The following is a 19,527-nucleotide window of genomic DNA, read 5'->3' on the forward strand; positions in this document are numbered from 1 at the left end:
TGTATTAGGCATGCCGCCAGCGTTCGTCCTGAGCCAGGATCAAACTCTCCATAAGAGAAATTCGATTAGCTCGAGTTTCATTTGCTGGCATCAATTAAGATACTCATTTTGTTTGTGTCACCGTTAGGTGCACAAGCTGTATTTCGTTAACGTTTTGCTGTTCAGTTTTCAAGGTTCATCCGGTTGGTCTCTCGTAAGAGGCAACTTTCTTATATTAACATCTCGCTGTTTCGTTGTCAACACTTTTGTTGAAAAACTTTTTTGTTATGTTTTTCGCTAAGTCGCTAACTTCAAAAGCAACTTCATAAATATACCACCTGTTTTCAAAGAACGCAACTGTTTTCTTCAATTCTTTTTGATTTTCTTTTACATTGCATTAAAATACTTGATTTCAGCAATAAAAAAACAGCTCCAATATTGCTATCGGAGCTGTCATATCAGTCTTTAGGACGCATTTGAGGGAATAACAGCACGTCGCGGATTGATTGCGAGTTCGTCAACAACATGACGAGACGATCGATTCCGATGCCTAGTCCACCTGTTGGCGGCAGTCCATATTCCAATGCCGTAATGAAATCTTCATCCATTTCATGCGCTTCATCGTTCCCTTGTTCCTTCTCTACCAGTTGCGCTTCGAAACGTTCACGCTGATCAATTGGATCATTTAGCTCCGTGAAAGCATTCGCGTGTTCACGACGTACAATGAATAGCTCAAAACGATCTGTATAGCGTGGATCTTCTGGATTTTTCTTTGCAAGTGGAGATACTTCTACTGGATGGCCGTAGATGAATGTTGGTTGCACGAGTTCTTCTTCTACTTTCTGTTCGAAGAATTCATTCAGTACATGACCTACTTCCATAGAAGGAGTTACTTGGACGTTATGTTCTTTTGCCAGTCCATGCGCTTGTTCTTTCGTTAGTTGCTGCCAGAAGTCTACCCCCGTAAACTCTTTGACTGCATCCGCCATGTGAAGTCGCTTCCAACGTGGTGCTAATTCGATTTGGTCGTCACCGTACTGAATAGTAGTTGTGCCGAGTACTTCTTGTGCGATATGCGCTACTAGATTCTCCGTTAATTCCATGATGTCATTGTAATCCGCATAGGCTTCATATAACTCAATCATTGTGAATTCAGGATTATGACGAGTGGACATTCCTTCATTACGGAATACACGTCCGATCTCATATACTTTCTCAAGGCCACCAACAATCAAGCGCTTTAGATGTAGTTCAATAGCAATCCGCATATACAACGTCATATCTAATGTGTTGTGGTGTGTAACGAACGGGCGAGCTGCTGCTCCTCCTGCTATTGAGTGAAGCATAGGTGTTTCTACTTCAAGGAAGCCTTGACCATCCAAGTAATGGCGCATCGATTGAATGATCCGGCTACGCATAATGAATGTTTCTTTGCTACCTTCTGTTGATATTAAATCTAGATAACGCTGACGATAGCGTTGTTCTACGTCTTGTAGACCATGGAACTTCTCAGGCAACGGACGCAAAGCTTTCGTTAAGAACGTAAACTTTGTCGCTTTAATAGAAAGTTCTCCTACTTTTGTTTTGAAGATAATACCTTGAACACCGACAATGTCTCCAAGGTCTGCAGAGGTAAATAGCTTATAGGCATCTTCACCGATAGCGTCTAGACGCACATAAATCTGGATTTGACCTCCAAGATCTTGAATGTGCGCGAAGCCAGCTTTACCTTTTCCACGCTTTGTCATGATGCGACCAGCAATGGTTACTTCATTCTCGTTTTCTTCCAGCTCTTCTTTTGATTGCTCTTCATATGTAGAGCGTATCTCACTTGTCAGGTGCGTGCGTTCAAAACGCTGACCGAACGGATCCAAACCATCTTCGCGTATATCTTTCATCTTCTGGCGTCTCACCAAAAGCTGATCATTCATTTCATCCATATTGGACATTTCCTTTCACTCCTTCATACTTTGACCGTCACTCTTCCCAGGATCAGTCTTCTGCAACTATTGTACACAAATTCCAGGCCTAACAAAAGGACAAACAGTTATCTCGTTCTATTGTATAGAAAAAACTGCCCTATTATAGAGCAGTTTGGTCATTCAATGTTCAATCTTATCGTAAAAACTCTTCGACTTGTCCAACCTTTTTCCAAAGATTCACTCCATCTTCCTTTATCGCTAACTCTTCACGATAAAGTGTCCTTGTTATAGGATTCTTTGCATTCCTGTTAATCTCTACTAGCGGAACGAGTACGAATGCACGCTCTTGCATACGAAGATGCGGAATGATCAGATTCTCCAATTGAATGTGTTCCTCGTTATATAGCAAGATATCCAAGTCTACCGTACGTGGTCCCCAACGTATTTTACGCATTCTGCCAAGCTTGTTTTCAATAGTTTGGCATGCACTCAATAACTCGGTAGCTTCTAATGTAGTCTCGAGATGTACCACGATATTCAAAAACTTTGCTTGTTCAGTCAATCCAACAGGGTCGGTTTCGTATACCGAAGAAACTTGTAACACCTTAATAGAAGGATACTCATTTAACAATTGCACAGCTTGCTGTAACTGTTCGAGGCGATTGCCTATATTTGACCCCAGTGACAAGTAGGCGTTATTCAAGAGAAACGCCCCCTCGTGATTTCCACAGAAACGGATGAGTAATGTCCACGAATGGGTGGATCCGGCTTTATAAGCACGACTCGAACACCATTCACCTTTTCGGCAAAGTCTGTCATGATCGTTCCCGCCACCGTTTCAGCGACCGTCTCGATCAAATGAACCGCTTCCCCTTCTACGATGTTCTTACACATCTCGTACACTTCTGCATAATTCATTGTTTTCGATAAATCATCCGTCTGTCCAGCTTCCGCAAGATCCGTCGCCAATGAAACCGTCAGCCGAAAACGCTGTCCGAGTTTGTTCTCTTCAGGCAATGCGCCGTGGTAACCGTAAAACTCCATATCATTCAAATGAATATAATCCATGAAATCCCTCCATTTTATCGCTTACCCAGTGTATGCTGCTTTCTTCGTCAGTACATCCATCATTTTGACCATTCGCGAGATTTCCTTTACATCATGAACACGCATAATATGTCCGCCGTGCTCAATGCCGTAGCAAACCGTCGCACCTGTACCTTCCATACGTTCTTCTACAGGCAGATCGAGTACTTTACCGATCATGCCTTTACGTGACGTGCCGAGCAAAACGGGATATCCAAGATCTGCAATTGTAGACAACCCTTGCATTGCTAATAAATTCTGCTCAAGATCTTTTGCGAAGCCGATGCCTGGATCCAACCAGATCATCTCTTCACTAACTCCCGCTCGCTTGGCAATATCGATACTCTCTTGCAAGTCTTCTATAACAGCCTCCATGAACGGCAGCTGGTAATCCCGATTTTCACGGTTATGCATCAAAATGATAGGTACTTTATAGCGCGCCGCCACTTCAGCAATTGCCGGTTCCCTTTTCGCACCCCATACATCATTAATTATACTAGCGCCCGCCACAATCGCCGCTTCCGCTACAACCGCCTTTGACGTATCAATTGATATTACACAGCCGAGTTCCTTAGCGAGCAACTCAATGACCGGTACAACACGCGCTATTTCTTCTTCCACTGAAACCGGTGTGTAGCCAGGACGAGTGGATTCTCCACCTATATCGATGATTTCTGCACCATCGGCAAGCATTTTCCGTGCATGTTCAAGCGCCGGGTTTTGCTGTCCATATTTTCCGCCATCGGAAAACGAATCCGGTGTGACATTAAGTATTCCCATAATCACGGTTTCTTCCGCAAAATTAATCGTCGTTTCACCCAGTCTATAAAAAGCACGTGCTTTTGATAATCTCATTTCTAGTCACTCACTTTCATTCGATTGACAGCTTGTTGGTAACCGGCATGCAATTGTTGATAGACCGGCCCTTCCTTTCCAAAAAATTGTACTTTTCCTATTCGGTGAATTGGGACTAGCTCCTGAATTGCGTTAGTAATAAATACTTCTTCCGCTGATTCAAGCTCCTCCTGCGTATACAACCCTTCATTGAGTGATAATCCGAGTTCTCCAGCCATCTCGATAACAAATGCCCTCGTCGTACCCGGTAAAATCCCCGCGTTCAATGAAGGTGTATACAACTCGCCTTGTTTCACCCAAAACACATTCGACGTTATACCTTCTGCCACATAGCCGTCCGAAGTAACAAATAAGCCTTCTGTTTCTTTTAATGAAGGTAACTCCAAACGTCCTTTGACGTTGTTCGCATACTGGTGTGACTTATGACGAACGACACTTTCTGGTTCATTACGCGTTGTCGCAAGCCAGACACCATCTTTCTCCGTATGTACGGGCGGCAAGTTAAGTGCTTTTTGGAAGATCAATACATTTGGCTGTTTATATTCTGCAGGCGCTAACCCGATATCATGCACACCAGCTGATACGTTCAATCGGTAATACCCATCCTCATAGCCATTCTCTTCATACAAAGAGTGAATAGCTGCTAGAATTTCTTCATCACTATATGGCATGTCAATGCGGTAATCCGCCAAGGCCGATCGCAAACGAATCATGTGCGGCTCATAGAGGAATACTTTTCCGCCATATGTACGAAACGTTTCGAAAAATCCCAGCCCGTAAAGAAATCCATGGTCAAAAGGGGATATCTTCAAATCTTCCGCAACTATTCGCTTGCCATTCATCCAGCAAATCAATGCAGTTGCCCGCTTTCATCACGAGTCACCAATTCCGCCATTTCTTTTGCTTGCCATAGCGCTTTCGCTTTATTAAGAGACTCTTGATATTCAGCGGCAGGGTCCGAATCAGGCACTAAGCCAGCACCTGCTTGGATATGCACGATACCATCTTGAATAAACGCTGTACGAATAGTGATATTCAGCTCCAGATCTCCGTTGAAACCAATCCAACCCATTGACCCTGTGTAGAGCCCTCTTCGGGTTGGTTCCAGTTCTTCAATAATTTCCATCGTACGCAATTTAGGATCCCCCGTAATTGAGCCTCCAGGGAATACCCCATGCAGAATAGGTGCCAGATCTTCAGAAGACGCAGTACCACGAACATTCGATACTAAATGCATGACGTGCGAATACTTTTCGACGACCATGAATTCATCGACTTCCACTGTACCTTCCTGACAGATCCCTTGAAAGTCTGCACATTCCAGATCAACAAGCATCTTATGCTCACCTATTTCCTTCGCATTCGATACCAACTCTTCCTGCAACGCAAGATCTTCCGCATCCGTCATCCCACGCTTTCGCGTACCACCAATTGGACGTGTACTCAATTCAGTTCCGCGCTTTTTCAACAATAGCTCAGGAGAACCGGAGACCACTTCAAAATCCGGTGCCGCCATATAGGCCATGTAAGGTGAAGGATTGAATGACCGCAATGCCTCATACATCAACAACGAAGGTGCAACAAGTGGTTTTGACTGACGTACGGACAAATTCACTTGCACCACATCTCCATCCTCAATGAATTGCTGTACATCACGCACCATCTGCTCGAACTGCTCACCCGTGACAGAGACTTGTAGATCTTCTTCCGTAACGTCCACGTCCACTGCCTGTCCGGCAGTAAACTGACGGTTCAGCAGACCCAATTGTGAAGCTTCCGTCCATTCATTCACCATACTGTCCAGTGCATGTTGTTTCTCAGGCAATGTCATAAAATAGACATTGTCACTTTCTATATCGAGCACAGCCCACTGATCAAATAGATAAAAGAATACGTCCGGTGTCTTCAAATCATCTTTCGCGTGAATGGGTAACGTCTCGTAGCGTCTAACATAATCGTAACTGACCATCCCAATCGGCCCTCCTTGATAGGTAGGCAAATCATCCCGATGCTCTAAGTCATAGTGCGCCATAAAATCATTCAACAAGACTAGCGGATCCTCACCCGTCAGCCACTCTTCTTTACCATCACGCCATTCTAAACGTAGACCTGTTTCAATTGCGTTGAATGTCACAAGCGGATCAAGTCCCGCCACACACATCTTTCCGCCACGACCACTCTCTAATAAAACATGTCGTTCCTTCTCGGTTGCAAGTTGACAATAGGCATAAAAGAATTCGTCTTTTGTCATTGAAGCCGTCTGATAGGCTACTGTATTCATGCTAGTTCCCCCTGCGTCTCTGATATTTACTCCGCGTTACTTTCTTCTATCAATTGTTTGATCATCGTATCATCCAACGGCAACATCACTTTATCCGTGATCACACCTTCTTTATTGATAATGTAAGAGGTCGGATAGACTTTTATCTGATACATTTTCATAACATCGCTATCTTTATCCAATAAAATTGGGAACGTTAATTTATATTCGTCGACGAATTCTTTCGCGCTCTCTACTTTATTCTTCTCGGTTTTCGTCATATTGACTGCGAGTATCTCCATATCATCGGATTCTTTATTGTCTGTATAGTAGTTTTCCATATGAGGCATTTCCGAACGGCATGGCGGACACCACGATGCCCAGAAGTTCAACATGACCGTTTTGCCACGATAATCGGACAACTTTACCGTATCACCTGATAGTGTAGTCAATTCAAAATCTGGAGCTAAGTCCCCTTTAGCAAGCCCTGGCTTATCTGTGTCTGTAGAAGTTTGCCAATCTTCCGGCAAACGATCTACCACGTCTTTCGGCAAACTTTCCATATTCAAATCTTCGTAACCCGGAATGCCGCCCGTTTCCTCTTTAATTTCCTTATTCAATAATAAAATTATCGTGCCCATGACAATTACAATTAAAACTGAAACTATTATGCTCCACTTTTTATTCACAGTGAGCCTCCTCTGTTCTATGTATAGCTAGCTTGGTTCGTCTCAATTATACAGAACTTTTCCCACTGATAACAGCTTGACGATTTCGCCATTTAGTTCCTGAATATAAAAAGAAACTGTCGCTAGAAGCAACTTACTCCTTCTAGTGACAGTTTCATATGTGCAAAGTAAAAATTATGTCTTCGGAATTACCGCACCCCTAGCAGATAGCTCCAACGAAACCTAACCTTTTACTCTTCATCAAACTGATAAAGAGGTGTGCTTAAGTAACGCTCTCCGTTAGACGGGATGATCGCTACAACCGTTTTACCTTTACCTAGTTTCTTTGCCACTTGCAACGCAGCCGCAATCGCCGCGCCTGAAGATACTCCTCCAAGAATACCTTCTTCACGAGCCGCACGACGCGCAAATGTATACGCGTCATCATTAGAAACTTTGATAATTTCATCGTAGATATCCGTATCTAATACTTCCGGAACGAATCCAGCACCAATCCCTTGAATTTTATGTGGTCCAGGCTTGCCGCCAGATAATATCGCCGAATCTTCCGGCTCAACCGCAACGATATGAATTCCAGGGAAACGCTCTTTCAACACTTCACCTACTCCTGTAATCGTACCACCCGTACCGATTCCCGAGATAAATGCATCTACTTGATCAAAAGCATTCGCAATTTCTGGACCTGTTGTCAGACGATGAACTTCAGGATTTGCTTCATTATTGAACTGTTGTGGCAAGAACCAGCCATTTTCCGCTGCTAATTGCTCGGCTTTCGAGATTGCACCTTTCATTCCCTCAGCTCCTGGAGTCAGTACTAACTCCGCTCCATACGCACGAAGTAAATTGCGTCGCTCTAAGCTCATCGTGTCAGGCATAACTAGTACAGATTTATATCCTTTAGCAGCTGCGATCATAGCAAGACCGATTCCTGTGTTCCCACTAGTCGGTTCGATGATTGTGCTATCTTCTTTCAGTTCACCGTTTTTTTCCGCCGCCTCGATCATAGCAAGCGCAATACGATCCTTGACGCTTGAGCCAGGATTGAAGAATTCTAGTTTCAAATACACATCTGCGTCATCTGCACCTGTTAAACGATTTAATTTTACTAACGGTGTATTACCTACCAAATCAATAACAGAATTTCCCACTCTACTCATTTGTCATCCGCTCCTAATACCTAGTATTTTAATATGCTTTGTTGACTTAATATTACTACCTTCTATTTCACTTGTCAATAAAACCATTCAGAAGATTACGATTATAAACTTCTCATTAAACAGGTTGTACAGCAATCCCGATGTCGATGTATATACAAGTGTGTATTCGTTTTAGCCAGAACACTTGCGTGGTTATTGACAGCGCTTTCTAACTGGACTACATAAATTTCCGGAAATTAATAAATTACCCGCCGCCGCAAAACACTTTCGGCAACGGGTCAATAGTTTAGATTCTGATCAAATTAACTCTCGGAGTTCTTGCTCAGAGAATTGATACTTCTCCAAACAGAAGTGACATTGCGCTTCTGCACCATGGTCTTCATCGATCATCGCTTGGATTTCTACAGCTCCAAGTCCTTTAATCGCTTCGCTAAAACGCTCTTTGGAACATTCACAATCGAATTTCACATCTATTCTAGAGAGGAATTCTACGTTTTCCTGACCTAGTACTTCTACCAGGATTCCTTCTGGCGTCAGTCCGTTGTCGATCATAGTAGAGATCGCCGTCATGTTTGCGATTCTTCCTTCCAGCAATTCAATGGTCTCTTCCGTAGCCCCTGGCATTACTTGTAGAATAAATCCACCTGACGCTTTAACTGTGTTATCCGGATCAACGAGTACACCTAATGCAACAGCAGACGGTACTTGTTCAGATACTACCATGTACTGGGTAAAGTCTTCAGCAATTTCCCCGGAAATAATCGGTACTTGCCCTGTAAAGTAATCTTTCATCCCTAGATCTTTTACGATAGACAGCATACCTTCCGTACCTACTGCACCACGAACGTCTAATTTACCTTGTTCATTTAACGGCAAGTGCGTTTGTGGGTTCGTCGCATAACCACGAACTTCCCCTTTTGCGTTAGCATCCACGACAATTGGACCTAGTGGACCATTACCCTGAATCTTCACCGTAATGCTATCTTCACCTTTTAACATAGCGCCCATCATGACCGACGCTGAAATCGTACGTCCTAGAGCGGCAGTCGCAGTCGGCCACATTTGGTGACGCTCTTGCACCTCTCCTACTGTTTCTGTTGAACGTACTGCATAAGCCCGGATTTGACCTTCAAAGGCTAATGCTTTTACTAAATAATCTGTTGTCATTTTATTCTCTCCTTACAAATTTCTCTCATAAATTAGATGTAATCCCTTAAGTGTCAGGAAATCATCCACAATATCAATCACTTTGGTTTCAGATGCAATTAAATCCGCCATCCCACCTGTTGCGATGACAGTAGGTTCCACTTCGCAATCTTCTTTTATACGGTTGACGATTCCTTCTACTTGGCCGACGTATCCAAATATAATACCCGACTGCATGGCAGCAACCGTATTCTTACCTACTACATGTTCCGGACGAGCGAGTTGAACGCGCGGTAATTTAGAAGCACGATCAAATAAAGCTTCCATAGAGATCTTAATACCAGGCGCAATCGATCCGCCCATGTATTCGCCATGTTCATTAACATAGCAATACGTAGTCGCTGTTCCAAAATCTACGATAATGAGCGGGCTACCGTATTCGCGAATAGCTGCCACCGCATTGACAATTCGGTCTGCACCGACTTCGCGAGGATTTTCATATTTAATATTTAAACCTGTTTTCACACCGGGTCCAACGACCATCGGCTTTTGATTGAAGTACTTTTTACACATTTGCTCTAACGGGAACATAACAGGCGGCACTACAGAAGAAATAATAATGCCTGTGATGTCAGTGAATGACAGCCCCACATGCTGGAACATCGCCTTTACTTGCATAGCGTATTCGTCTTCTGTCTTATGTCGATAGGTTTCCATCCGCCAGTGGTGCTTCAATTGATCCCCTTCATATACACCTAACACAATATTCGTATTGCCTGTATCTAATACTAATAACATAGTCGCTGTCCCCTCTTGCTTTGACTTTTTCCCGTACATCATATCATAATTTCACATGCAGATACTGTGAATGTGTACTGAACGCACTTCCCCTTCATAAGAAAACAGCCGACTGTATACAGTCGGCTGTTGGGTTCGCTTAGTCTCTGCGTTCTTCGTCAATAGATGGTAGCGTCTTATCTACCGCTCCACCTTCACTTGGCAAGTCTCCGATTGACGGGTCAGATGGTGCACCCGTGCTATCCGAAGTAGTAGTTTCCGCAGGAGCTTCTTCTACAACCTTCTTGTCACCATTGCTGCCATCGTTGTTGTCGTATGGACGGTCAGGCAATGTACCGTGATCTTTCAAGTGATTGATTTGTTCCGCATCCAACGTTTCGACTTCTAATAAAGTCGTTGCGATCAGATTAAGCAAATCTCGGTTTTCAGTCAAAATTTGTCTCGTACGTTCGTATTGTTCTTTAATAATCATTTGCATTTCAGAGTCAATCTCGTACGCGATTGCTTCAGAATAGTTTTGTTCAGAATTGAAGTCACGTCCAAGGAATACTTGGCCGCCTTGCGTCTGACCGAACTGCATCGGACCAATTTTATCGCTCATTCCGTATTCTGTAACCATCGAACGCGCAATACCTGTTGCACGCTGGAAGTCATTATGTGCACCGGTTGATACTTCACCAAGTACGATTTCCTCTGATACACGCCCACCTAGAAGTCCCGCAATTTTGTCGAGGAGTTCAGGTTTTGTCATGAAGTAGCGATCTTCTTTCGGAAGCATGACGGCGTATCCGCCAGCCTGCCCACGAGGAACGATAGTTACTTTATGGACGATTTCTGCATCATCGAGTATTAAGCCCACAACAACGTGACCCGCTTCGTGGAACGCGACAATGTTTCGTTCTTTTTTCGAAATGACGCGATTTGTTTTTGCAGGACCTGCAATAACACGATCCGTTGCTTCATCAATATCGGACATATCGATTTTCAGTTTATTTCTTCTTGCTGCTACAAGGGCCGCTTCGTTCAATAAGTTCTCAAGATCAGCACCAGAGAATCCTGGCGTACGTTGAGCTAGAGCTTTCATATCGACTGTATCGTCAAGCGGTTTGTTACGCGCGTGAACTTTCAACACTGCTTCTCTTCCCTTAACGTCTGGACGGCCAACCGTAATTTGACGGTCAAAACGTCCCGGACGAAGAAGTGCCGGGTCCAAAATATCCGGACGGTTTGTAGCGGCAACGATAATAATTCCTTCGTTTCCTTCAAAGCCATCCATTTCTACTAGCAACTGGTTCAATGTTTGCTCACGCTCATCGTGACCGCCACCTAATCCGGCTCCACGCTGACGTCCAACTGCATCAATTTCATCAATAAAGATAATACATGGTGAGTTTTTCTTGGCATTCTCGAACAAGTCACGCACTCGAGAAGCACCCACCCCTACAAACATCTCAACGAAATCAGAACCTGAAATCGAGAAGAATGGCACGCCTGATTCACCTGCTACTGCACGTGCAAGCAATGTTTTACCTGTACCTGGAGGTCCTACTAGCAAGATCCCTTTTGGAATTCGCGCACCTAACTCCACAAACTTACTGGCATCTTTCAAGAAGTCCACGACCTCTTCAAGCTCAGCTTTTTCCTCATCTGCACCTGCAACGTCATTGAAACGTACTTTCTTTCGATCGTCCGTTTGCAGTTTCGCTTTACTTTTCCCGAAGTTCATCACCTTGCCGCCACCGCCGCCTTGTGATTGGTTCAGTAAGAAGAAGAAAAGGATAATAATAATTATGAATGGTACGAGTCCTGTAAAGAACGATACCCACGCGCTTGTTTCTTTTGGCGGCAGGATGTCAATCTCAGTACTTGTCGTTTTGACAATTTCACCGATACTGTCCATATCATTTTCCGGAATGTTCGTTACGAAAGTTTCACCTTTTTCGTAGCCGGCCATTTCACCTTTTACTTCATACACAAGCTGTAATGGCTGAAAAGTTGCATTTTCAACTTTTCCCTGTTCCAGCGCTGTGACGAATTCATCATACCGAATTGGTTTCATCTTCGGATTTGGATTGTTAAGCGAACTGAAAATCCCCATTATTGCTAGGAAGATCAATCCATATAAAAGAAAGTATCGAAGTATTCGATTCATCCCAAGCCTCCTCATCTCATTCAACAAAAACTAAACAGAAAACTATTGTAAATTTTAGCATAGATTAACACTACTTAACAAAAGAAATGCCTTAAGGAAAATAGCCTTCAATCCGGTTCATTACGTTTTCGTTAGAAAGAGTAGATTTCCTTTTTCAATACACCGATATACGGTAAATTACGGTATTTCTCTGCATAATCCAATCCGTATCCAACTACGAATGCGTCTGGCACATCAAAACCTACGTAATCTGCTTTTAAATCCACTTTACGTCCTGTTGGCTTATCCAACAACGTAACAATCTTGATAGAGTTTGCTTTTCTGTATTTAAACAGCTCAACTAAGTAATTCAGTGTTTTTCCACTGTCGATAATATCTTCAATAATCAACACATCGCGACCTTCTATGCTTGTGTTCAAATCTTTAATGATCTTCACTTCACCTGATGATACCGTCGCATTTCCATAGCTAGAAACATCCATGAAATCTAATTCAATATACGTATCAATGCGTTTGATCAGGTCACTCATGAATGGTAATGCACCTTTAAGTACACCGACTGCTAATGGGAACTTTTCACGATACTCCTCAGTTAATGTTGCTCCGAGTTCTCGGACTTTCTCTTCTAGTTGCTCTTCTGAAATTAAAACATGCTCGATATCTTGCGCGATCATCGGCCCGTCCCCCTCTATTTTATCTTATCTCGCCTTCTCGCGTAATCCATATGTATGAATCGCCTTCCAGTTGGCGGTGTGAAAACATCTCACTATACCGTACACCGGGTACTGCACACACAGTACCGCTTGCCGTCGTAATGACAGGCTGCTGTTGTCTTTGCATGATTCCTATCTTTTCATCAATCAATATCCGCTTCACACGTTTTGTCTCGGACATTCCTTTGATCAACATTCTGTCTCCGGTCATCCGAAGCCTTACAGTTAACGGAAGTTCTGACTCAGGTAATTGGAAATACCTAATCTCATCTGATGGTAAGAGTTGTTCAATTATATTTGCGTTGGCATGATGCCAGTAAAACTGAATATTTCCCCACGTATGCCAAGTATCTTTCGCAAGTACTTTTGGACGAAGAGTTGCTACATCTATATCCATTTTTGTAATTAGCAGTTTATCATATTCCCTGACAAACCGATAGCCATACGCCAAATCAATTGTGACATTCCCAGCCGAGTTCGTAATGTGTTGTAACAGTTCATCCACTAATGCAAAATGCCACTCAGCGTTCTCTGCTGCTGGGTTAGTTAGACATTTTAATAGTAGTTGAATCACGCGCTTTTGTAAAGCATAGGGAATAGCAAGAAATGCCTCCCGTTGAAAAGAGGGAAGCTGCTCATCCGTATACGTAACAATCGAACGCCAATGTTGATCAGCAAGCTCATTTAGCAAACTTTCATCCGCTTGCCTTTGTTCTGTCTGACGGACTGTGTTGACCGCGACCGACGGGTTTTCATCCGTCAAGACCGGTAGCACCTGATGCCGCATACGATTACGTAAATAATGGTCTTGCTGATTACTAGGATCTTCTCTGAACGTTATTTTGTGATGTGACGCATATGTGTACAATTCGCTCTTTCTTAATGGAAGGAACGGACGTACGACTTTACCCGAATGAATTGCCCTCTGGATCGGCATACCATTTAATGATTGCCCCTTGCTTAATTGAATCAGCACCGTCTCCAGTTGATCATCCGCATGATGGGCAGTAGCGAGAATCGTAAACCGCTCACTTTCCATCGTTTGTTCGAAACACGCATAACGCTGTTGCCGACACACTTGCTGCATATTACCGCCCTGGCTTTCTAAGATAGCCGGAATGGGTACTTGTTCAGAATAAAAAGGTAGCCCGAATTCCTTGCACAGTTGCTTCACAACAGACGCATCTTCAGCAGATTCAACACCACGTAACATATGATCTACATGGATGGCCGCTACTTCAATGACCAGAGATTGCTGATGCGTTGCAAGAAAGTGAAGCAGTGCCATAGAATCCACACCACCCGAACACGCGACTAATACACGAGAGCCGGGAGGAATCAACGTTTGCTTGTCGATAAAACTCAATACCTTTTGCTGCAAACTTTTCATGATCCATCTCCCTCCTCTCTCTATTCTAACATTGTTTAGCTAGAAATGATTCGAGGTTGCTTATTAGCTTTTGACCACTTTGGCACAATATGACCAACTTTCATCACGAGAATCGTCCGGTCATCTTCCACTGATTCAAATACTCGTTCCATCTCCATCATCACTTGATCGGCAATCGTTCGGCAATCCATATCCTTAAAGCGTTCTATTGTTTGATTCATCACGTCTTCTTGGATATCAAGCGGTATATCTCCATTAAATATGCCGTCCGTCATCATAACGACAATATCACCAGACTTAAGCTTTTCGTTTTTCGCTTCTATAGAAAATGACGGCAAGAAGCCAAAGGGTACTGTTTTGCTGTCTAATCGGATACAGTCGTCACTTCTTTTAATGTAAGTACTCATTGAACCAGCTTTCCACGACCACAGTCGCCCTTCCTGTAAATCAATTAATGCCAAGTCGAGAGTTGCATACATGTCATCCAATCCATTCAACGCCATCATATAATGCAATGTGTGAATAGCTGTTTCAGGATCCATTTTTTGTCCTAAACATTCACGCATTAGCCGGATTACTTTTCTACTTTCGTGGTATGCATTGATATCTTGTCCCATCCCGTCCGATAACAGTACGGCTGACAATCCATCGTGAATCTTGAATAACTCATACGCATCACCGCCATTGAACGATCCCTTTCCTGCCGTCGTGACGATATCGTAATCAAGAGAAAAACGAACGGCAGAACTAAAGGTCAATTGCACATGTGGGAACGGGAACGGCTGATAAGTCGATTTTGAAATATGCATTGGTTCATCATACATTTGCTCCAAGATAGGCAGTAATAAATACTCTCCAACCGTTGTTTCCGCTTCAAAGTCCGCCTTTTTTTCCGGCACAGAAATTACAATTCTGCAGGCACCTCGTTCTTCCGATAATATATCTATTTGGAAAAACTCTATTGCTTGTGATTGTAACCGATTCGCAAGCTCTTCTTCAGCCAACTTATACGTAGTCAGATCTTCCTTTACCTCTCTCATGACTTTTTCGATATGAGTACTCATATCGCGCAACTGCAGAGCTAACATCTTTCGACCATGCTGCAACTGCCCCATCAATAACTTATTGGCCCCTCTTTCTTCCAATTCATTCATTAATCCCTTAAATCGTAGACATTTATACTTTATCTTCTGTTCAACACGTACACGAGCCGCCTTTTTCGTTGCGGAATAGGTCGTTTCCCATTCGTCAATCAACGGTTCTATACCGTCCTCTTCATTTTCCCAGCACTTGCGGTAACGAAAACAGGATTGACAAATAGAAGGTACTTGACTTGTCGCTGCTACTTCCTCTTCAGGAGACAGACGATCATTTACGAGTGTTGACATGAAATGAGCGAACTGCTGAAACTCCTCTAACTGACCATCCAGTTTATCCGCCAGCCATTGCTGTCGCTTTTCGGATATTCCTTCTTGTTTGGGCAATAACACTTGTCGTATTTGACTTAATTTGCGCGAAGGAATCAATATAAACAGTAAGGCCGCGGCACCCACCGTGGAAAAATGAACGGTATCTAAAGGCAGTGTCGCATCATATAGAAGGAAAAAGAGCGAAACAAAGACACTGCCAGTGATGACACCGAGCTTTCCGAAACGTTTTAATGAACCTGCCAGCAAACCGGTCATACCATATAAAGCCATCATGCCCGTGAAGGACAACTCTGATACACCTATAATCAACGCGATAATCATTCCGACCGTTGTAGCGAAAGGCACCCCCCCAACCACGGCGGCTACAAATATCGCTAAAAACAAGAATACGCCGGCAACCGACACCGTACCGATCTGGAATCCTCCCATTCCGGTAGCCGCCAGCGCTCCCACAATACACATCGCACTGATCTGCTCAGGATTCCACGGTCCATATAGCATTCTTTCTATAGAAGGAAAAGCCAGTAACATGAAAATGGTCATGAACAACGCAAGCAATGCTTCTAACCCTATCGACAACTGAATCGCTAAAGGCAACATCCCGTCGCCATATTTTACGAGTTGCCAGATTAATTGTGGAATAATCATTGCTCCGGCGACAGCGATCGGAATTGACCTTTTCACGACTGGAACCTTTATGATTGAATGGAACAATAACAATTGTGCCAAATGAATGACAGCTTGTCCCACCCCAAGAAACGCACTGCCCGCCATCCCTCCTATAAATACAAAGATCATGTGTTGACGGTAGCGCATACTGGCTAACGCCCAGATCGGCAAGAAGAATGGTACTGCCATATCGAACACTACTGCTTGCGATAAAAAGAATGATCCTACTAAGAAAAGAAGAGCCGTTAACAAGTATACTTTTCGATTCATAAGTTCTTGCCAGTACGCCCTGAACATCTGCACAATCGGTCGCTCCATATTGTCAATCATCTTCATTTCTCATACCCCCTATGTTCTCTTACATAAAACTATACATTGGATTCCCGAGAAATTTTGTCTGTTTGTGGCGGCATATTCGCAAAACATTTCGACGTATTCCGTATGTTTATTTTTTAGTAAAAGAGATGTTGACAGTTGTTCAAATGCCTAGTATGATAAGAGACGTTGCGTTGGGAATTGTATAATCTCAACGAGCAAATGTCTTGGCGGTGTAGCTCAGTTGGCTAGAGCATTCGGTTCATACCCGAAAGGTCGTGGGTTCGAATCCCTCCGCCGCTATAATAGAAACACGAAGACTCCTCTTGCTTAGGCAAGGGGAGTTTTTCTATGTGTTGGTGATTACATGGACAAGGTAGTTGGTATAGGTAAGTAGGACATGGCTTAGTTAGATAGTGCGTTGGGCAGTTCAGGTACTTTTTGAGGACTTGGATAAAATGTTCGCACAAGTAAGTAGGATACGATGTTAGGTAGTTGTTTTTGCGACCCCTTACTCTTCTTTGTTTTATGCAGAGGTAGTAGTTTGACTGGCAGTGTAAGTGGAGCGATCATTGGCCTCACTTCGGCGGTGGTGGATGGTGTGTAAAGCAGTTCTGATTCTTCTTTTGCAAGAATAGAAACTAGTACTACCCAGTTACTGGTTTTATCTACTATAAACCACAAACAAAATTGGTAAGTACTTAGTAGCGCAGGCACAACTGCGGGGTAGGCCGTGGCCATAAGCCAACTAGCAAGCCCCACCGCTAGTTGGCTCATGGCTGGAGGCAATCCCCCACGTGCCTACGCGGGTCCAAAGCATGAGCCTCACTACATTCAATGACCAAGCCAAATTCGAGCAACGACCCCACACCAGTCAATACATCCAAATACATTTTTAGACACAAAAAAACGCATGCTCCATAGTGCGGAACATACGTATAGGATGTCATCTGATTTTAGTTTACAGTTGAATCAGTCAGCAAGTTATCCTCTTCTGGCTCCACGACCGCCACGCTTGGACTCTGTCGCTCTCTTTAAGGTAGTTAGACGTTCTTCGCTGTCCTTCATGAATTTTGCCATCTTCTGCTCAAAATTCTCTGGTCGTTCAAAGCTCGGTTTGCTTCCTTGACGAGGTCTAGTTGGACGTTGTGGACGCTGTGGACGTTGTTCTGACTCAGGTTTAGCCTTACGGATGGAAAGACCGATTTTACCGTCAGATCCCACATTCATTACTTTGACTTCAACCATATCGCCGACTTTTAAATGATCATTAATATCTTTGACATAATTGTCAGCTACTTCACTAATATGGACTAATCCTGTGGATCCGCTTGGCAATTCAACAAATGCCCCAAAATTTGTGATCCCGGTTACTTTACCTTCTAACTTGCTGCCTACTTCAATTGACATAAAAAAAATGCTCCTCCTTAAGTTTTAAGCGGCTCGTAAGCCTATCAACCATATTGGCAGTGCCTGTATTTTACAGGCTCCTACCTATATTATAGCCAACAAAAAAAGAGTGTCAACATGACTACTCTTTTCTTATGTCTTTTTCTGACTCTTTTTTCTTATCGGGAATGGAAAAAATGATCTCATTGGACTCAGAAAGAAAGTATTCTTTCCGTGCAAGTTTAGCAATATACTCGTCATCATCCAATCGAATCAACTGCGTATTTAGTTGTTCTTGCTGCTCTTTCAAATCCTCTAGTGTAGCTGTTGCTTCGGCTTTTTCCTTATGTTTGGCAGCCAGGATTTCTTTCTGTCCGGCATTCATATTGAATAAACTTCCAGCAACCACACAGACGATGACAAAAAATACAGCCAACCTATTTCGCAGACGTTTTTGTTGTGCTTTTTTAAAATTTTCTTTTTTTTGCATGGAGCGCACATAGTCTGTATCGATTGATGTTACATTCTTCGTTGAGGGCTTCTGTGTTTTTTTCATGGCGCACACACCTTTCTAGCGTAATTCTACTATTGCACTCTATTATATAGTACTCTGCATTTATTTTGAAGGTATTTCCCTATGTTCTTTACTAATCTTATAAACGGCGACGTGATTAGTGTCAGAATAGAGGCAATTAAATAGAGAATACGTTGAATCGTTAGGTAGACAAGACGAATGATGAGCCAAATCGGCCTAAGCACCACAAGTAACAGTAGTCTACCTACGAATCTCACAGGATAATGGAAGATGGCTGCGTACAATAACAGGCCACTAACCTGTGCAACAGGGTCATACATTCTCCATGCCCCGTCGCGTACCATGATTAATACCCAAAACGACCCGATACCTAACATAATCCAGATCAGGCATTCCAACCAGAATGCCCATCTTCTTATAAACGAACGTTTATCGCACCCAGCGATAATCGTTCCGAATAAATCCATTACAATTCCAGCAGTAACCCCTGTCCCGATCATCGCCAATAGACTGAAGAACTGGACGGTTAGGCTCATCCGAATAGTTTATGGAGGAAATTGCGTGAGCCTGCTTCTTCATCATCGTATTGAAGTGTTTGGACGGTACCTTCAAGCGTGAGCAGGCCCTTGTCCACATCTAAATGTACAATACGCAGTTCCTCCCCACGGATTTGCAGTACGCCAAGCGAGGTTCTAACAAGAAATTCCTCCTGGTCAAAGCGGTCGATCGTTTTCACGGATGTGAGGTCCATTCTTTTACGATTGCGCATCGTCACTACGTGGTCTCCTGATGGAATAGTATACATCGAGCTGTCTGTTTGAATCTGCATATGCGTCCCCCTTCTCTAGTACGTTCCCCTTATCATATGCAGAGGCTTGGCCAAACATGACAAGCTGTTTTGAAAATGAGAGGTTTTGAGTTCAATATCTTTAGTGAGTAAATTAGGGAGTGCGAGGGAATAGATGCGCCAGCTGAGGACGCTTCCTTAGGAGAGCAAACCCTACACCCTTAACCCTTTTTACTTCTATATGAAAAAAGTTAA

18 protein-coding genes and 1 tRNA gene are annotated in these 19,527 nt (G+C 43.4%); 1 reads left to right on the forward strand and 18 read right to left on the reverse strand.

What is annotated here, in order from left to right:
• Window positions 1-437: 437 nt before the first annotated feature.
• The 14 genes from lysS to CSV68_RS11885 form a co-directional block, all read right to left on the reverse strand.
• Complete coding sequence (gene lysS / locus CSV68_RS11820) at window positions 438-1,928, reverse strand: lysine--tRNA ligase (protein ID WP_099662249.1); 1,491 nt, start codon at window positions 1,926-1,928, stop codon at window positions 438-440.
• Between the two features lie 166 nt (window positions 1,929-2,094).
• Window positions 2,095-2,604 (reverse strand): 2-amino-4-hydroxy-6-hydroxymethyldihydropteridine diphosphokinase, encoded by a 510-nt coding sequence (folK, locus tag CSV68_RS11825; RefSeq protein WP_099634847.1) that lies wholly within the window; start codon window positions 2,602-2,604, stop codon window positions 2,095-2,097.
• Complete coding sequence (gene folB / locus CSV68_RS11830; RefSeq protein WP_085132342.1) at window positions 2,601-2,969, reverse strand: dihydroneopterin aldolase; 369 nt, start codon at window positions 2,967-2,969, stop codon at window positions 2,601-2,603. Before folB ends, folK begins: the two co-directional genes overlap by 4 nt.
• 21 nt (window positions 2,970-2,990) lie before the next feature.
• Window positions 2,991-3,842, reverse strand: a complete 852-nt coding sequence (folP, locus tag CSV68_RS11835; RefSeq protein WP_099662250.1) for a dihydropteroate synthase — start codon at window positions 3,840-3,842, stop codon at window positions 2,991-2,993.
• Window positions 3,843-3,844: 2 nt separating this feature from the next.
• Window positions 3,845-4,696: an aminodeoxychorismate lyase gene (gene pabC, locus CSV68_RS11840; RefSeq protein WP_099634845.1), complete on the reverse strand. Its 852-nt coding sequence runs from the start codon at window positions 4,694-4,696 to the stop codon at window positions 3,845-3,847.
• Window positions 4,693-6,123: an anthranilate synthase component I family protein gene (locus CSV68_RS11845; RefSeq protein ID WP_099662251.1), complete on the reverse strand. Its 1,431-nt coding sequence runs from the start codon at window positions 6,121-6,123 to the stop codon at window positions 4,693-4,695. The genes pabC and CSV68_RS11845 overlap by 4 nt, the downstream gene beginning before the upstream one ends.
• A gap of 26 nt (window positions 6,124-6,149) precedes the next feature.
• Window positions 6,150-6,791 carry a peroxiredoxin family protein gene (locus CSV68_RS11850; protein WP_099634843.1) on the reverse strand — a complete coding sequence of 214 codons (642 nt, stop codon included), beginning with the start codon at window positions 6,789-6,791 and terminating at the stop codon, window positions 6,150-6,152.
• A gap of 230 nt (window positions 6,792-7,021) precedes the next feature.
• Window positions 7,022-7,948 carry a cysteine synthase A gene (gene cysK / locus CSV68_RS11855; protein ID WP_099634842.1) on the reverse strand — a complete coding sequence of 309 codons (927 nt, stop codon included), beginning with the start codon at window positions 7,946-7,948 and terminating at the stop codon, window positions 7,022-7,024.
• 297 nt (window positions 7,949-8,245) lie between these two features.
• On the reverse strand, window positions 8,246-9,115 hold the full coding sequence (gene hslO / locus CSV68_RS11860) for an Hsp33 family molecular chaperone HslO (RefSeq protein ID WP_099634841.1): 870 nt from the start codon (window positions 9,113-9,115) through the stop codon (window positions 8,246-8,248).
• Between the two features lie 12 nt (window positions 9,116-9,127).
• Window positions 9,128-9,892: a type III pantothenate kinase gene (locus CSV68_RS11865; protein ID WP_099634840.1), complete on the reverse strand. Its 765-nt coding sequence runs from the start codon at window positions 9,890-9,892 to the stop codon at window positions 9,128-9,130.
• A 139-nt stretch (window positions 9,893-10,031) separates the two neighbouring features.
• Window positions 10,032-12,044, reverse strand: coding sequence for an ATP-dependent zinc metalloprotease FtsH (ftsH, locus tag CSV68_RS11870; protein WP_099634839.1), 2,013 nt, complete (start codon window positions 12,042-12,044; stop codon window positions 10,032-10,034).
• Between the two features lie 131 nt (window positions 12,045-12,175).
• Window positions 12,176-12,718: a hypoxanthine phosphoribosyltransferase gene (gene hpt / locus CSV68_RS11875; protein ID WP_085132333.1), complete on the reverse strand. Its 543-nt coding sequence runs from the start codon at window positions 12,716-12,718 to the stop codon at window positions 12,176-12,178.
• 19 nt (window positions 12,719-12,737) lie between these two features.
• Window positions 12,738-14,147 (reverse strand): tRNA lysidine(34) synthetase TilS, encoded by a 1,410-nt coding sequence (gene tilS / locus CSV68_RS11880; protein WP_099634838.1) that lies wholly within the window; start codon window positions 14,145-14,147, stop codon window positions 12,738-12,740.
• A gap of 35 nt (window positions 14,148-14,182) precedes the next feature.
• A complete protein-coding gene (locus CSV68_RS11885) occupies window positions 14,183-16,582 on the reverse strand; it encodes a SpoIIE family protein phosphatase (protein ID WP_099634837.1) in 2,400 nt (799 codons plus the stop codon).
• Between the two features lie 208 nt (window positions 16,583-16,790).
• Here CSV68_RS11885 and CSV68_RS11890 point away from each other — a divergent pair.
• Window positions 16,791-16,864, forward strand: a tRNA-Met gene (locus CSV68_RS11890).
• 681 nt (window positions 16,865-17,545) lie between these two features.
• Here the strand turns inward: CSV68_RS11890 and CSV68_RS11900 are convergent.
• The 4 genes from CSV68_RS11900 to yabP form a co-directional block, all read right to left on the reverse strand.
• Window positions 17,546-17,971, reverse strand: coding sequence for a S1 domain-containing RNA-binding protein (locus CSV68_RS11900; protein ID WP_029054887.1), 426 nt, complete (start codon window positions 17,969-17,971; stop codon window positions 17,546-17,548).
• Between the two features lie 121 nt (window positions 17,972-18,092).
• Window positions 18,093-18,506 carry an FtsB family cell division protein gene (locus CSV68_RS11905; protein WP_099634835.1) on the reverse strand — a complete coding sequence of 138 codons (414 nt, stop codon included), beginning with the start codon at window positions 18,504-18,506 and terminating at the stop codon, window positions 18,093-18,095.
• Between the two features lie 29 nt (window positions 18,507-18,535).
• Entirely contained in the window at window positions 18,536-19,021 is a 486-nt protein-coding gene (gene yabQ / locus CSV68_RS11910; RefSeq protein WP_099634834.1) for a spore cortex biosynthesis protein YabQ, read from the reverse strand.
• On the reverse strand, window positions 19,018-19,314 hold the full coding sequence (gene yabP / locus CSV68_RS11915) for a sporulation protein YabP (protein WP_029054884.1): 297 nt from the start codon (window positions 19,312-19,314) through the stop codon (window positions 19,018-19,020). The genes yabQ and yabP overlap by 4 nt, the downstream gene beginning before the upstream one ends.
• Window positions 19,315-19,527: the final 213 nt, after the last annotated feature.

This window comes from Sporosarcina sp. P29 (assembly GCF_002743265.1).
GTDB lineage: Bacteria > Bacillota > Bacilli > Bacillales_A > Planococcaceae > Sporosarcina.